Source organism: Candidatus Pseudomonas phytovorans (genome assembly GCA_029202525.1).
GTDB lineage: Bacteria > Pseudomonadota > Gammaproteobacteria > Pseudomonadales > Pseudomonadaceae > Aquipseudomonas > Aquipseudomonas phytovorans.
This window is the reverse complement of sequence record CP119325.1, coordinates 5,476,619-5,491,622: the sequence shown is the minus strand read 5'-3', so window position 1 is coordinate 5,491,622 and position 15,004 is coordinate 5,476,619. Positions and strand designations below refer to the sequence as shown.

Genomic DNA, 15,004 nt, shown 5'->3' with positions numbered 1-15,004 from the left:
AATGGATAAGACCAAGCCAGCGGCGCCGTCCTCGGTGCCGCGTCATGTCGCGATCATCATGGATGGCAACAACCGCTGGGCGAAAAAGCGCCTGCTGCCCGGCGTTGCCGGGCATAAGGCGGGTGTCGATGCCGTTCGCGCGGTCATCGAAGTCTGCGCCAAGTCCGGGGTCGAGGTACTGACCCTGTTCGCGTTCTCCAGCGAAAACTGGCAGCGCCCCGCCGAAGAGGTCGGTGCGTTGATGGAGCTGTTCTTCTCGGCCCTGCGCCGCGAGGCCAAGCGCCTCAACGAGAACAACATCAGCTTGCGCATCATCGGTGACCGTTCGCGCTTCCATCCCGAGCTGCAAGCTGCCATGCGCGAGGCCGAGGCGCTGACCGCCGGCAGCAACCGCTTCATTCTGCAGATCGCGGCCAACTACGGTGGCCAGTGGGATATCGCTCAGGCCGCACAGCGGCTGGCGCGGGAAGTGCAGGCCGGGCACCTGCGCCCGGAAGACATCACCCCAGGGCTGCTGCAGACGTGCCTGGCAACCGGCGAGCTACCGCTGCCGGACCTGTGCATTCGCACCGGTGGCGAGCACCGCATCAGCAATTTCCTGTTGTGGCAGCTGGCGTACGCCGAGCTGTACTTCTCCGACCTGTACTGGCCGGACTTCAAACACGAGGCCATGCGCAATGCCCTGGCCGATTTCGCTTCGCGCCAGCGCCGCTTCGGTAAGACCAGCGAGCAGGTCGAGGCTGGAGCTCGTGCTTAATGCTTAAACAACGCATCATTACTGCGCTGATCCTGTTGCCGATCGCGCTGGGTGGCTTCTTCCTGCTCAACGGTGGGGATTTCGCCCTGTTCATCGGCTTTGTGGTGACCCTTGGCGCCTGGGAGTGGGCGCGCCTGGCCGGTCTGATGGCCCAGCCGCTGCGTATCGCCTATGCCGCGGTGGTCGCCGGCGCGCTGATGCTGCTGTACATCCTTCCGGAGTTGGCGCCCTGGGTGCTGGGTGCTGCGGTCATCTGGTGGGGGCTGGCTACCTGGCTGGTGCTTACCTACCCGCGTAGCAGCGAACTGTGGGCCAGTGCCGCCTGTCGGTTGCTGATCGGCCTGCTGGTATTGCTGCCGGCCTGGCAGGGGTTGGTGCTGCTCAAGCACTGGCCGCTGGGCAATTGGCTGATCCTGTCGGTCATGGTGCTGGTGTGGGCGGCCGATATTGGCGCTTACTTCTCTGGCAGGGCGTTCGGCAAGCGCAAGCTGGCCCCGCAGGTCAGCCCCGGCAAGAGCTGGGAAGGCGTCTATGGCGGCCTGGCGGTCAGCCTGGCAATTACCTTGGCGGTCGGCATCAGTCGCGACTGGGGTTTCGGTCAGATCCTGCTGGGCCTGCTGGGTGCTGCACTGCTGGTCATGTCCTCGGTGGTCGGTGACCTGACCGAGAGCATGTTCAAGCGCCGTTCCGGTATCAAGGACAGCAGTAACCTGCTGCCCGGCCATGGCGGCGTGCTCGATCGCATTGACAGCCTTACTGCGGCGATCCCGATTTTTGCCGTGTTGTTGTGGGCTGCTGAATGGGGTGTGATGTGAGTCGCCCGCAGCGTATTACCGTGCTCGGGGCCACCGGCTCCATCGGCCTGAGCACGCTGGATGTGATTGCGCGCCATCCCGATCGCTACCAGGTGTTCGCTCTCAGCGGTTATTCGCGTATCGACGAGTTGCTCGCCCTGTGCGTGCGCCATCGCCCGGCTTTTGCTGTAGTGCCGAGTGCCGAGGCGGCCGTGCGACTGCGCGAAAACCTGGCGACGGCCGGCTGCGCCACCGAGGTGCTGGAAGGCGAGGCCGGGCTTTGCCAGGTGGCTTCGGCTGCAGACGTGGATGCGGTGATGGCAGCGATTGTCGGCGCCGCTGGCCTGCGTCCTACCTTGGCGGCCGTCGAGGCGGGCAAGAAGGTGTTGCTAGCCAACAAGGAAGCCCTGGTCATGTCCGGTGCGCTGTTCATCGAGGCAGTGCGGCGCAGTGGCGCCGTGTTGTTGCCGATCGATAGCGAGCACAACGCAATCTTCCAGTGCATGCCCGGCGACTACGCTCGCGGCCTGAGTGCGGTGGGTGTGCGCCGGATACTGTTGACTGCGTCCGGTGGCCCGTTCCGCGAGACGCCGGTCGAGGCGCTGCTGAATGTGACGCCGGAGCAAGCCTGCGCGCATCCCAACTGGTCGATGGGGCGCAAGATTTCCGTGGATTCGGCCAGCATGATGAACAAGGGCCTTGAGCTGATCGAGGCCTGCTGGTTGTTCGATGCCGCACCGGCCAAGGTCGAGGTGGTGGTGCACCCACAAAGTGTTATTCATTCCCTGGTCGATTACGTGGACGGTTCGGTCCTGGCGCAGCTGGGTAACCCGGATATGCGCACGCCAATCGCCAATGCCCTGGCGTGGCCTGAGCGCATCGATTCCGGGGTAGCTCCGCTGGACCTGTTCGCCATCGCCCGTCTGGATTTCCAGGCGCCCGACGAACAACGCTTCCCTTGCCTGCGCCTGGCGCGGCAGGCTGCCGAAGCTGGCAATAGCGCCCCTGCTGTACTCAACGCGGCGAACGAGGTGGCGGTCGAGGCATTTCTTGAGCGGCGTATCCGCTTCCCGGAGATCGCGGGTATGATCGAACAGGTGCTCGATCAGGAGCCCGTTGTGCCGCTGCCGTCGCTGGACGCGGTGTTCGCCGCCGACCAGCGTGCCCGGGAGCTTTCCCGTGAGTGGCTGAGGCGTCACGGTCGCTGATGCAGGCCCGCCCAGGTTCGTGAGGGGGTTGGCATGATGCCGGCCCGCTGAACATCATTCGGAGATGGACATGACAGCGCTCTACATGATTATCGGCACCCTCGTGGCTTTGGGTGTGCTGGTCACCTTCCATGAATTCGGCCACTTCTGGGTGGCGCGCCGCTGCGGTGTCAAGGTGCTGCGCTTCTCGGTGGGCTTCGGCACGCCGCTGCTGCGCTGGCATGACCGCCAGGGCACCGAGTTTGTGGTTGCAGCGATTCCGCTGGGTGGCTACGTGAAGATGCTCGACGAGCGCGAGGGCGATGTACCGCCAGCGCTGGCGAACCAGTCGTTCAACCGCAAGTCTGTGCGCCAGCGTATCGCGATTGTCGCGGCGGGGCCGATTGCCAACTTCCTGCTGGCCATTTTGTTCTTCTGGGTGCTGGCGATGCTGGGTACCCAGCAGGTCCGCCCGGTGATCGGTACGGTCGATGCTGGTAGCCTGGCTGCATCGGCCGGGCTGGCCGCAGGTCAGGAAATTGTATCTATCGATGGCAAGCCGACCAATGGTTGGTCGGCGGTCAACCTGCAGCTTGTTCGCCGCCTGGGCGAAAGCGGCACCTTGCAGGTAGGCGTGCGCGACGAAGGCGCCACTGCCGAGCGCCAGCTGCAGGTCAAGCTGGACAGCTGGCTCAAGGGCGCTGACGAGCCGGACCCTATCCAGTCGTTGGGGTTGCACCCTTGGCGCCCGGCAATGGTGCCGGTACTGGCCGAGATTGATCCGAAGGGGCCGGCTGCCGCAGCGGGCCTCAGGACAGGCGACAAGCTGCTGAGTGTCGATGGCGTGGCCGTGACGGAATGGCAGCAGGTAGTCGACAGCGTGCGTGCCCGTCCGGATGCCAATGTGCTCGTGCGTGTGGAGCGCGACGGCGTTGCCCTGGATGTGTCAGTGACCCTGGCGCGCAAGGGTGAGGGTAAGGCTGCCGGCGGCTATCTGGGCGCCGGGGTGAAAGGTGGCGAATGGCCTGCCAGCATGCTCCGAGAAATCAGCTACGGCCCGCTGGAGGCGGTGGGTGAGGGCTTGTCACGCACCTGGAACATGAGCGTGCTGACCCTTGAATCGCTGAAGAAAATGCTGTTCGGGGAGCTCTCGGTAAAAAACTTGAGTGGACCGATAACCATTGCTAAAGTGGCGGGCGCTTCAGCCCAGTCCGGCGTGGGGGATTTTCTGAATTTCCTGGCCTACCTGAGCATAAGCCTGGGGGTTCTTAACTTGCTGCCCATCCCGGTACTGGATGGGGGGCATTTGCTGTTTTACCTGGTCGAGTGGGCGCGCGGTCGTCCGCTGTCAGATCGGGTGCAAGGTTGGGGGGTCCAGATCGGTATCAGTTTGGTCATAGGGGTGATGTTGCTCGCCCTGATCAACGATCTGGGTCGACTATAAAGCTTCGCTCAATTGCGAACCTGCCGCTTCTTCGCGGCAGGTTGTTTATTGCCAGTTGGAATAAAAGGACTTCATGAAACGTCTGCTGCTAACTGCGGTCATGTCCGCACTGATGATCGCTGAAGTTCACGCCGAGTCCTTCACCATCTCCGATATTCGCGTCAACGGCCTGCAGCGGGTTTCCGCCGGCAGTGTCTTCGGTGCCTTGCCGCTGAACGTCGGCGATCAGGCCGATGACCGCCGCCTGGTTGACTCGACCCGTTCCCTGTTCAAGACCGGGTTCTTCCAGGACATCCAGTTGAACCGCGATGGCAATGTGCTGATCATCAACGTGGTCGAGCGCCCGTCGGTGTCGAGCATCGAGATCGAAGGCAACAAGGCGATCAGCACCGAAGACCTGATGAAAGGCCTGAAACAATCGGGCCTGGCCGAAGGCGAGATCTTCCAGCGTGCCACCCTCGAAGGTGTGCGTAACGAGCTGCAGCGCCAGTACGTGGCCCAGGGCCGCTACTCGGCCGAGGTCGACGCCGAAGTGGTGCCGCAGCCGCGCAACCGTGTGGCGCTGAAGATCAAGATCAACGAAGGCACCGTGGCTGCCATCCAGCACATCAACATCGTTGGCAACAACGTGTTCGATGATGACACCCTGGGCCAGCTGTTCGAGCTGAAGACCACCAACTGGCTGTCGTTCTTCAAGAACGACGACAAGTACGCCCGCGAAAAACTGTCCGGTGACCTGGAACGCCTGCGCTCCTACTACCTGGACCGCGGCTACATCAACATGGACATCGCTTCCACTCAGGTGTCCATCACGCCAGACAAGAAACACGTTTACATCACCGTCAACATCAACGAAGGCGAAAAGTACACCGTTCGCGACGTGAAGCTGTCCGGTGACCTGAAAGTGCCGGAAGACCAGGTCAAGTCGCTGCTGCTGGTGCAGTCGGGCCAGGTGTTCTCGCGCAAGGTGATGACCACCACGTCCGAGCTGATCACCCGCCGCCTGGGTAACGAAGGCTACACATTCGCCAACGTCAACGGCGTGCCACAGCCGAACGATCAGGACCACACGGTCGACATCATGTTCGTGGTCGACCCGGGCAAGCGTGCCTACGTCAACCGCATCAACTACCGCGGCAACACCAAGACCGAAGACGAAGTGCTGCGCCGCGAAATGCGCCAGATGGAAGGCGGCTGGGCGTCGACCTACCTGATCGACCAGTCCAAGACCCGTCTGGAGCGCCTGGGCTTCTTCAAGGAAGTCAACGTCGAGACTCCGCCAGTGCCAGGCACTGACGACCAGGTTGACGTCAACTACAGCGTCGAAGAGCAAGCCTCCGGTTCGATCACCGCCAGCGTCGGTTTCGCCCAGAGCGCCGGCCTGATCCTTGGCGGTTCGATCAGCCAGAGCAACTTCCTCGGTACCGGTAACAAGGTATCGGTTGGCCTGACCCGTTCGGAATACCAGACCCGCTATAACTTCGGCTTCGTTGACCCCTACTTCACTGCCGATGGCGTGAGCCTGGGTTACAACGCCTTCTACCGCAGCACCGACTACGACGACCTCGACGTCGACGTGGCCAGCTATGCGGTGGACAGCTTCGGCGCCGGCGTCAGCCTGGGTTACCCGATCAGCGAAACCTCGCGCCTGACCTACGGCCTGAGCGTTCAGCAGGACAAGATCAAGACCGGTAAGTACACCGTTGACGAGATCTTTGATTTCCTCGAACAGGAAGGCGACAACTTCCTGAACTTCAAGGCCTCGATCGGCTGGTCCGAGTCGACTCTGAACAAAGGCGTGCTGGCCACCCGTGGTCACTCGCAAAGCCTGACCCTGGAATCCACCATTCCGGGCAGCGACCTGTCGTTCTTCAAACTCGACTACCGTGGTCAGCTGTTCCAGCCGATCAGCAATGACTACACCCTGCGTCTGCACACCGAGCTGGGCTATGGTGATGGTTACGGCAGCACCTCCGGCCTGCCGTTCTACGAGAACTACTTCGCGGGTGGCTTCAACTCCGTGCGTGGTTTCAAGGACAGCAGCCTGGGCCCACGCAGCACGCCTAGTAACGGGACACGCGAAGGTACCATCGCTGACCCGGACCAGGATCCGTTGCCGTTCGGCGGTAACGTGCTGGTGCAAGGCGGTGTCGAATTGCTGTTCCCGCTGCCGTTCGTCAAGGACCAGCGTTCGCTGCGCACTTCCGTATTCTGGGACGTGGGTAACGTGTTCGATACCAATTGCGGCAGCAAGCCTGACTGCGCGAAGGTCGGCTTCTCGGACATGGCCAGCTCGGTCGGCCTGGGCGTAACCTGGATCACCGCGCTGGGCCCGTTGAGCTTCAGCCTGGCGATGCCAATCAAGAAACCGGACGACGCCGATACCCAGGTGTTCCAATTCTCTCTGGGCCAGACCTTCTAAGGTCGGCCCCTGCTTAATGACAACGGTTTATCCAGGAGTGCATCGTGCGTAAATTGGCTCAACTGGCCGTAGTGGCCGCGGCGCTGGTCGCCACCCCGGCATTCGCCGAAATGAAGGTTGCCGTGCTGAACTATCAGATGGCCTTGCTCGAATCGGATGCCGCCAAGCGATACGCGGTTGATGCCGAGAAGAAGTTCGGCCCGCAGCTGACCAAGCTGAAAAGCCTGGAAAGCAGCGCCAAGGGCATCCAGGACCGCCTGATCAAGGGCGGCGACAAAATGCAGCAGCAGGAGCGTGAGCGCCTGGAGCTCGAGTTCAAGCAAAAGGCCCGTGACTTCCAGTTCCAGTCCAAGGAACTGAACGAAGCCAAAGCCGTTGCTGACCGCGACATGCTCAAGCAACTGAAGCCGAAGCTGGATGGCGCTGTCGAAGAAGTCATCAAGAAGGGCGGTTTCGACCTGGTCCTCGAGCGTGGTGCGGTCATCGATGTCAAACCTCAGTACGACATCACCCGCCAGGTCATCGAGCGCATGAACCAAGCCCGTTGATATGAGTGTGACCATGACGCTAGGCCAGCTGGCCGAGGCCCTCGGTGCCACCCTCAAGGGGCCCGAGGCGTTGCAGATTACCGGGCTGGCCACCTTGCAGGAGGCGGGCCCCGGTCAATTGAGCTTCCTCGCCAACCCGCAGTACCGCAAGTACCTGGATAACTGCCAGGCGGCTGCGGTACTGCTCAAGGCTGCAGATGCCGAAAGCTTCGCCGGCAATGCCCTGATCGTGGCCGACCCGTACCAGGCGTATGCGCGTATTTCCCACCTGTTCGACCCCAAACCCAAGGCTGTGGCGGGAGTCCATCCCAGCGCCGTGGTGGCTGAGGGTGCGCAGGTGGACGCCAGCGCCAGCATCGGGCCGTTCGCGGTCATCGAAAGCGGTGCACGCATCGGGGCTGACGTCAGCATCGGCGCACATTGCTTCATCGGTGCGCGTTGTGTTGTAGGTGAAGGTGGCTGGCTGGCGCCGCGGGTTACGTTGTATCACGACGTCACCATCGGCAAACGTGTGGTTATCCAGTCGGGCGCCGTAATCGGCGGTGAAGGCTTCGGCTTTGCCAACGAGAAGGGCATCTGGCGCAAGATCGCCCAGATTGGCGGCGTCACCATTGGTGATGACGTTGAAATCGGCGTCAATACTGCCGTTGACCGTGGCGCGCTGTCCGACACGCGGATCGGCGACGGGGTCAAGCTCGACAACCAGATCCAGATCGCCCACAACGTGCATATCGGTGACCACACGGCGATGGCCGCTTGCGTGGGCATCTCTGGCAGTACCCGCATCGGCAAGCATTGCATGCTGGCCGGCGGCGTGGGCCTGGTGGGGCACATTGATATCTGCGACAACGTATTTGTTTCCGGAATGACCATGGTAACCCGTTCGATCACCGAACCCGGGTCCTATTCATCCGGCACAGCCATGCAGCCGTTGGCTGACTGGCGCAAAAGCGCCGCGCGTATTCGCCAGCTCGATGACATGGCCAAGCGCCTGCAGCAGCTGGAAAAACGCGTCGATACCGTGACCTCAGGTGGCCTGCCGACATCAGAAGGCTGATACCATTCCCTGAGCAAGAGTGAACAGTCGCTAGCTGGCTCCTCTTTGGATTGCTAAAGGAGCGTGTGGTCAGCACCTGCGCTCCCTATTCTTATTACAGGCTTCCCCCCCGAAATGATGGACATCAACGAGATTCGCGAATACCTGCCTCACCGTTACCCGTTCCTGCTGGTGGACCGGGTGACGGATCTGGACTTCGAGGCCCAGAGCATTCGTGCCTACAAGAATGTCAGCATCAACGAGCCGTTCTTCAACGGCCATTTCCCGGCGCACCCGATCATGCCGGGCGTCTTGATCATTGAAGCCATGGCCCAGGCGGCCGGCATCCTTGGTTTCAAGATGCTTGATGCCAAGCCGGCGGATGGCACCCTGTACTACTTCGTCGGCTCCGACAAGCTGCGTTTCCGTCAGCCGGTACTGCCGGGTGACCAGTTGGTGCTGGAAGCCAAGTTCCTCAGCCGCAAGAGCATGATCTGGAAGTTCGAGTGCCGCGCCCTGGTCGACGGCAAGCCTGTTTGCTCGGCACAGATCACATGCGCGGAACGCTCCCTATGAATTCGATTGATCCTCGGGCCATTATCGATCCTTCGGCCAAACTGGCCGATGGTGTCGAGGTCGGCCCTTGGTCGATCGTTGGCCCCGATGTGGAAATCGGGGAGGGGACCGTTATCGGCCCACATGTTGTGCTCAAAGGACCGACCCGCATCGGCAAGCACAACCGCATCTATCAGTTTTCCTCCATTGGCGAAGACACCCCGGACCTCAAGTACAAGGGTGAGCCGACGCGCCTGGTGATCGGCGATCACAATGTGTTCCGCGAGGGGGTGACCATCCACCGCGGCACCGTTCAGGACCGTGCGGAAACCACCGTGGGCGACCACAACCTGATCATGGCCTATGCCCACATCGGCCACGACAGCGTCATCGGCAACCACTGCATCCTGGTCAACAACACGGCCCTGGCCGGCCATGTGCACGTGGGCGACTGGGCGATCCTGTCCGGCTACACCCTGGTGCATCAGTACTGCCACATCGGTGCCCACGCGTTTTCCGGCATGGGCACGGCCATCGGCAAGGATGTCCCGGCCTTTGTCACCGTGTTCGGCAGCCCGGCCGAAGCCCGCAGCATGAACTTTGAAGGCATGCGCCGCCGCGGTTTCAGCGACGAGGTGATCCACGTCCTGCGCCGGTGCTACAAGATTGTCTACCGTCAGGGCCTGACCGTCGAAGACGCGCTCAAGGAGCTGGCCGAAATGGCCGCAAAACACCCTGAGGTCGAACTGTTCCGCCAGTCGATCGTGAACTCCGCCCGCGGCATCACCCGCTGACATGGCCCCGCTTTGCGTAGCCTTGGTCGCAGGTGAGGCCAGCGGCGATATTCTCGGTTCAGGCTTGATGCGTGCCCTCAAGGCGCGTCACCCCGACGTGCGTTTCATTGGTGTTGGCGGCCCTTTGATGGAAGCCGAAGGCCTGCAATCGTACTTCCCCATGGAGCGCCTGGCGGTCATGGGCCTGGTCGAAGTGCTGGGGCGCCTGCGCGAGCTGCTCAAACGCCGCAAGCTGCTTATCCAGACGCTGATCGACGAAAAGCCGGATGTCTTCATCGGCATCGACGCCCCTGACTTCACCCTCAATATCGAACTGAAACTGCGTCAGGTCGGGATCAAGACCGTGCATTACGTCAGCCCGTCGGTCTGGGCCTGGCGGCAGAAGCGCGTGCTGAAGATTCGCGAAGGCTGCGACCTGATGCTGACGCTGTTGCCGTTCGAGGCGCGGTTCTATGAAGAGCAGGGCGTTCCGGTACGCTTTGTCGGTCACCCGCTGGCCGACACCATACCGCTTGAGGCTGATCGCCCGGCGGCGCGTGCTGCGCTGGGCCTGGGCGAGGGGCCGGTGGTTGCATTGATGCCGGGTAGCCGCGGCGGCGAAGTAGGGCGCCTGGGTGCGTTGTTCCTCGACGCCGCCGATCGCCTGCTGCAGCAGGTGCCGGGCGTGCGCTTCGTGCTGCCCTGTGCCAACGCCGCACGGCGTGCCCAGGTCGAACAGATGCTTGAGGGGCGCCAGCTGCCACTGACCCTGCTTGACGGCCAGTCACATGAGGCCCTGGCGGCCTGTGATGCGGTGTTGATCGCCTCGGGCACAGCCACGCTTGAAGCGCTGCTGTACAAGCGGCCTATGGTGGTGGCTTACCGCCTTGCGCCCTTGACCTACTGGATACTCAAACGCCTGGTCAAGAGCCCATACGTGTCCTTGCCGAACCTGCTGGCCCAGCGCGAACTGGTGCCTGAACTGTTGCAGGATGCCGCTACCAGTGAAGCGTTGGCCAACACCCTTGCGCCGCTGGTGCGCGACGGCAGCCAGCAGACCGAACGTTTCGACGAAATTCACCGCACCCTGCGCCGTGACGCCTCCAACCAGGCGGCTGAGGCGGTACTGGCCTTGCTCAAGGACCGCTGACATGCAAACTGGACTGGACTTCAACCTGGTCGAAGACCTGGTCGCCGGCGTCGACGAAGTGGGCCGTGGCCCGCTGTGTGGCGCCGTGGTAACGGCAGCGGTGATCCTCGACCCGGCGCGGCCGATCCTTGGCCTGAACGACTCGAAGAAACTCACCGAAGCCAAGCGCGAGGCGTTGTTCGACGAGATCTGCGAAAAGGCCTTGAGCTTCTGCATCGCCCGCGCCGAGGTCGACGAAATCGACCGCCTGAATATCCTGCAGGCCACCATGCTGGCGATGCAGCGTGCGGTAGAAGGCCTGCATATTACGCCCAAGCTTGCCCTGATCGACGGCAACCGCTGCCCGAAGCTGGCCGTGCCGGCGGCGCCGGTGGTCAAAGGTGATAGCCAGGTGCCGGCGATTGCGGCGGCGTCGATTCTGGCCAAGGTCACTCGTGATCGGGAGATGGGCGCGTTCGAGCATATCTACCCGGGGTATGGCATCGGCGGGCACAAGGGTTATCCGACGCCGGTGCACCTTGAGGCGCTTGCTCGCCTGGGGCCTACGCCCATTCATCGGCGCTCCTTTGCCCCGGTGCGGGCGGCCTGGGAAGCACGCGAAGGCGTCACCGATTCCCTGATCTGACCCCGGGGGCCGCGTTGCGGCCCTTCGCGGGCACGCCCGCTCCCACAGGAATCATCGGTCTGCGCAGCGGTGCGGTACCTGTGGGAGCGGGCATGCCCGCGAAGGGCTGCAAAGCAGCCCCAAAAAAAGCCCCTAGTTACGCTACAATCCCGCCCTTGTCGTTCGCCACTGCTACAGGATCTTCCATGTCGGTTCCCTTCGTTCACCTGCGCGTCCACTCCGAATTCTCGCTGGTCGACGGCCTGGTGCGGATCAAGCCGCTGGCCAAGACGCTGGCCGGGATGAACATGCCGGCGGTGGCGATCACCGACCAGAGCAACATGTGCTCGCTGGTGAAGTTCTACAAGACCGCCATGGGCGCCGGCATCAAGCCGATCTGCGGCGCCGACCTGTGGCTGGCCGGTGCCGATCCGGAAGCGCCATTGTCGCGCATCTGCTTCCTGGTCATGGACCCCAAGGGTTACCGCAACCTCACCGAGTTGATCTCGCGCGGCTGGACCGAAGGCCAGCGCAACGGCCTGGTCATCCTCCAGCGTGAATGGATCGCCCCCGCCAGCGAGGGCCTGATTGCCCTGTCCGCAGGCAAGGAAGGCGACATCGGCATGGCCCTGCTGTCTGGTCGGGATGATGAAGCCGAGGCGCTGCTGCAAGACTGGATGGGCATGTTCCCTGAACGCTTCTACGTTGAAGTGCAGCGTACAAACCGTGCCCGTGACGAAGAATATGTGCACGCCGTCGTTGCCCTGGCTGACAAGTTTGGCGCGCCGCTGGTGGCCACCAACGACGTGCGTTTCATCAAGCAGGCAGACTTCGACGCCCACGAAACCCGCGTGTGCATCGGTGAAGGCTGGACCCTCGACGACCCCCGCCGCCCGCGTGGCTACAGTGACCAGCAGTACCTGAAATCGGCCGAGGAAATGGCCGAGCTGTTCAGCGACCTGCCTGAGGCCATCGCCAACACCGTCGAGATTGCCAAGCGCTGCAACATTCAGGTGCAGTTGGGCAAACACTTCCTGCCTGACTTCCCTACGCCCAATGGCATGGGCATCGACGACTACCTGCGCCATGTGTCCCACGAAGGCCTGGAAGAGCGCCTGGCGGTACTGTGGCCGAAAGAGACCACGCCCGATTACGAAGAGAAGCGCCAGGTGTACCTGGACCGCCTGAAGTTCGAGCTGGATATCATCATCCAGATGGGCTTCCCCGGTTACTTCCTGATCGTTATGGACTTCATCAAGTGGGCCAAGAACAACGACGTACCGGTTGGTCCGGGCCGGGGTTCGGGTGCCGGCTCGCTGGTGGCGTACGTGCTGAAGATCACCGACCTCGACCCGCTGGCCTACGACCTGCTGTTCGAGCGCTTCCTCAACCCTGAACGTGTTTCCATGCCCGACTTCGACGTCGACTTCTGCATGGACGGCCGTGACCGGGTCATCGACTATGTGGCCGAGGCCTACGGGCGCAATGCGGTCAGCCAGATCATCACCTTCGGCACCATGGCTGCCAAGGCGGTGGTGCGTGACGTGGCGCGGGTGCAGGGTAAGTCCTACGGCCTGGCCGACCGCCTGTCGAAGATGATCCCGTTCGAAGTGGGCATGACCCTGGAGAAGGCCTACGAGCAGGAAGAGATCCTGCGCGACTTCCTCAAGGGCGATGAGGACGGCCGTGAAATCTGGGACATGGCCCTGAAGCTTGAGGGTGTGTGCCGGGGTACCGGCAAGCACGCCGGTGGTGTGGTTATTGCGCCGACCAAGCTCACCGATTTCTCACCCGTCGCCTGTGACGAAGAGGGCGGCGGCCTGGTAACCCAGTTCGACAAGGACGACGTCGAGGCCGCCGGCCTGGTCAAGTTCGACTTCCTCGGCCTGCGTACCCTGACCATCATCAAGTGGGCGATGGAGATCATCAACCGCGAGCAGGCCAAGAAGAACCTGCCCGATCTGAACATCGACTTCATCCCGCTGGATGACCGCAAGACCTACGAGCTGTTGCAGAAGGCCGAAACCACCGCGGTGTTCCAGCTTGAATCGCGCGGCATGAAAGAGCTGATCAAGAAGCTCAAGCCCGACTGCCTGGAAGACCTTATCGCACTGGTGGCACTGTTCCGCCCGGGCCCGCTGCAGTCGGGCATGGTGGACGACTTCATCAACCGCAAGCACGGCCGCGCCGAGCTGGCCTACCCGCACTCCGACTACCAGTACGAAGGCCTCAAGCCGGTATTGGCGCCGACCTACGGCATCATCCTGTACCAGGAACAGGTGATGCAGATTGCCCAGGTCATGGCGGGCTATACCCTTGGCGGTGCAGACATGCTGCGCCGTGCGATGGGTAAGAAAAAGCCCGAGGAAATGGCCAAGCAGCGCGGTGGTTTCATCGAAGGCTGTGTGGCCAACAATATCGAAGCCGATCTGGCGGGTAACATCTTCGACCTGGTAGAGAAGTTTGCGGGTTACGGCTTCAACAAGTCCCACTCCGCCGCCTATGGCCTGGTGTCGTACCAGACGGCCTGGCTGAAAACCCACTTCCCGGCGCCGTTCATGGCTGCCGTGTTGTCGGCGGACATGCACAACACCGATAAGGTGGTGGTGCTGGTCGAAGAGGTGCGCAGCATGAAGCTGCGCCTCGACGCGCCGGATGTGAACTTCTCCGACTTCAAGTTCACCGTCAACAACGACGGCCGTATCGTCTACGGCCTGGGCGCCATCAAGGGCGTCGGTGAAGGCCCGGTAGAAGCGATCGTCGAAGCGCGTGCCCAAGGTGGCCCGTTCAAGGACCTGTTCGACTTCTGTGACCGCATCGACCTCAAGCGGGTCAACAAGCGCACCCTGGATGCGCTGGTGCGCAGTGGTGCACTGGACCGCCTGGGGCCGCACTTCCATGACGAGATCAAGGCCTACCAGGCCAACATCGACATCAACCGTGCCACCTTGCTCTCGGCGCTGGCTGAAGCCATCAAGGCTGCCGAGCAGGCGGCGCACACCGCTGACAGTGGCCACGTCGACCTGTTTGGCAGCATGTTCGACGAGGTGGAAGTCGACGTCTATGCCAACCACCGCAAGGTGCGCGAGCTAACCCTCAAGGAGCGCCTGAAGGGCGAGAAGGACACCCTGGGCCTGTACCTCACCGGCCACCCGATCGACGAGTACGAGACCGAGATCCGCCGCTTCGCCCGCCAGCGCATCATCGACCTCAAGCCGTCGCGCGAGACTCAGACCATCGCCGGCATGATCATTGCGCTGCGGGTAATGAAAAACAAAAAGGGCGACAAGATGGGCTTCGTCACCCTGGATGACCGTTCCGGGCGCATCGAGGCTTCCCTGTTTGCCGACTCCTACATGGCGGCGCAGTCCTTGCTGCAGGCTGATGCCATGGTGGTTGTCGAAGGCGAGGTCAGCAACGACGACTTCTCTGGTGGCCTGCGCTTGCGGGTGAAGCAAGTGATGACCATGGAAGACGCGCGCACCAAGCTGGCCGAGAGCCTGCGCCTGAAGGTGGCACACGAGGCGCTGAAGGGCGACCGCCTGAAGTGGCTGGGCGAGCTGATCACCCGCCATCGCGGTGCTTGCCCGATCACTCTGGAGTACACCGGTAGCGACGCCAAGGCCATGCTGCAGTTCGGCGAGCAGTGGTCGATCGACCCGGCCGACGGGCTGATTCAGGCGCTGCGTGACCAGTTCGGGCGTGAGAACGTCTTCCTGCAATACCGTTGAACC

12 protein-coding genes are annotated in these 15,004 nt (G+C 62.4%); all 12 read left to right on the top strand.

Features of this window, described 5'->3' with window-relative positions; translation table 11 throughout:
* Position 1 precedes the first annotated feature (1 nt).
* Positions 2-757 carry a polyprenyl diphosphate synthase gene (uppS, locus tag P0Y58_24220; protein ID WEK29957.1) on the top strand — a complete coding sequence of 252 codons (756 nt, stop codon included), beginning with the start codon at positions 2-4 and terminating at the stop codon, positions 755-757.
* Positions 757-1,572 carry a phosphatidate cytidylyltransferase gene (locus tag P0Y58_24215; protein WEK29956.1) on the top strand — a complete coding sequence of 272 codons (816 nt, stop codon included), beginning with the start codon at positions 757-759 and terminating at the stop codon, positions 1,570-1,572. Before uppS ends, P0Y58_24215 begins: the two co-directional genes overlap by 1 nt.
* Positions 1,569-2,759: a 1-deoxy-D-xylulose-5-phosphate reductoisomerase gene (ispC, locus tag P0Y58_24210; protein ID WEK29955.1), complete on the top strand. Its 1,191-nt coding sequence runs from the start codon at positions 1,569-1,571 to the stop codon at positions 2,757-2,759. Before P0Y58_24215 ends, ispC begins: the two co-directional genes overlap by 4 nt.
* Positions 2,760-2,829: 70 nt before the next feature.
* Positions 2,830-4,182, top strand: coding sequence for an RIP metalloprotease RseP (gene rseP / locus P0Y58_24205; protein WEK29954.1), 1,353 nt, complete (start codon positions 2,830-2,832; stop codon positions 4,180-4,182).
* 73 nt (positions 4,183-4,255) lie between these two features.
* On the top strand, positions 4,256-6,604 hold the full coding sequence (gene bamA / locus P0Y58_24200; GenBank protein ID WEK29953.1) for an outer membrane protein assembly factor BamA: 2,349 nt from the start codon (positions 4,256-4,258) through the stop codon (positions 6,602-6,604).
* A 44-nt stretch (positions 6,605-6,648) separates the two neighbouring features.
* Positions 6,649-7,152 carry an OmpH family outer membrane protein gene (locus tag P0Y58_24195; GenBank protein WEK29952.1) on the top strand — a complete coding sequence of 168 codons (504 nt, stop codon included), beginning with the start codon at positions 6,649-6,651 and terminating at the stop codon, positions 7,150-7,152.
* Between the two features lies 1 nt (position 7,153).
* Positions 7,154-8,209 (top strand): UDP-3-O-(3-hydroxymyristoyl)glucosamine N-acyltransferase, encoded by a 1,056-nt coding sequence (gene lpxD / locus P0Y58_24190; GenBank protein WEK29951.1) that lies wholly within the window; start codon positions 7,154-7,156, stop codon positions 8,207-8,209.
* A 114-nt stretch (positions 8,210-8,323) separates the two neighbouring features.
* Positions 8,324-8,764, top strand: a complete 441-nt coding sequence (fabZ, locus tag P0Y58_24185; GenBank protein WEK29950.1) for a 3-hydroxyacyl-ACP dehydratase FabZ — start codon at positions 8,324-8,326, stop codon at positions 8,762-8,764.
* On the top strand, positions 8,761-9,537 hold the full coding sequence (gene lpxA / locus P0Y58_24180) for an acyl-ACP--UDP-N-acetylglucosamine O-acyltransferase (GenBank protein ID WEK29949.1): 777 nt from the start codon (positions 8,761-8,763) through the stop codon (positions 9,535-9,537). The genes fabZ and lpxA overlap by 4 nt, the downstream gene beginning before the upstream one ends.
* 1 nt (position 9,538) lies before the next feature.
* Entirely contained in the window at positions 9,539-10,666 is a 1,128-nt protein-coding gene (lpxB, locus tag P0Y58_24175) for a lipid-A-disaccharide synthase (protein ID WEK29948.1), read from the top strand.
* 1 nt (position 10,667) lies between these two features.
* Positions 10,668-11,291 carry a ribonuclease HII gene (gene rnhB / locus P0Y58_24170; GenBank protein WEK29947.1) on the top strand — a complete coding sequence of 208 codons (624 nt, stop codon included), beginning with the start codon at positions 10,668-10,670 and terminating at the stop codon, positions 11,289-11,291.
* A gap of 185 nt (positions 11,292-11,476) precedes the next feature.
* Positions 11,477-15,001 (top strand): DNA polymerase III subunit alpha, encoded by a 3,525-nt coding sequence (dnaE, locus tag P0Y58_24165; protein WEK29946.1) that lies wholly within the window; start codon positions 11,477-11,479, stop codon positions 14,999-15,001.
* Positions 15,002-15,004 lie beyond the last annotated feature (3 nt).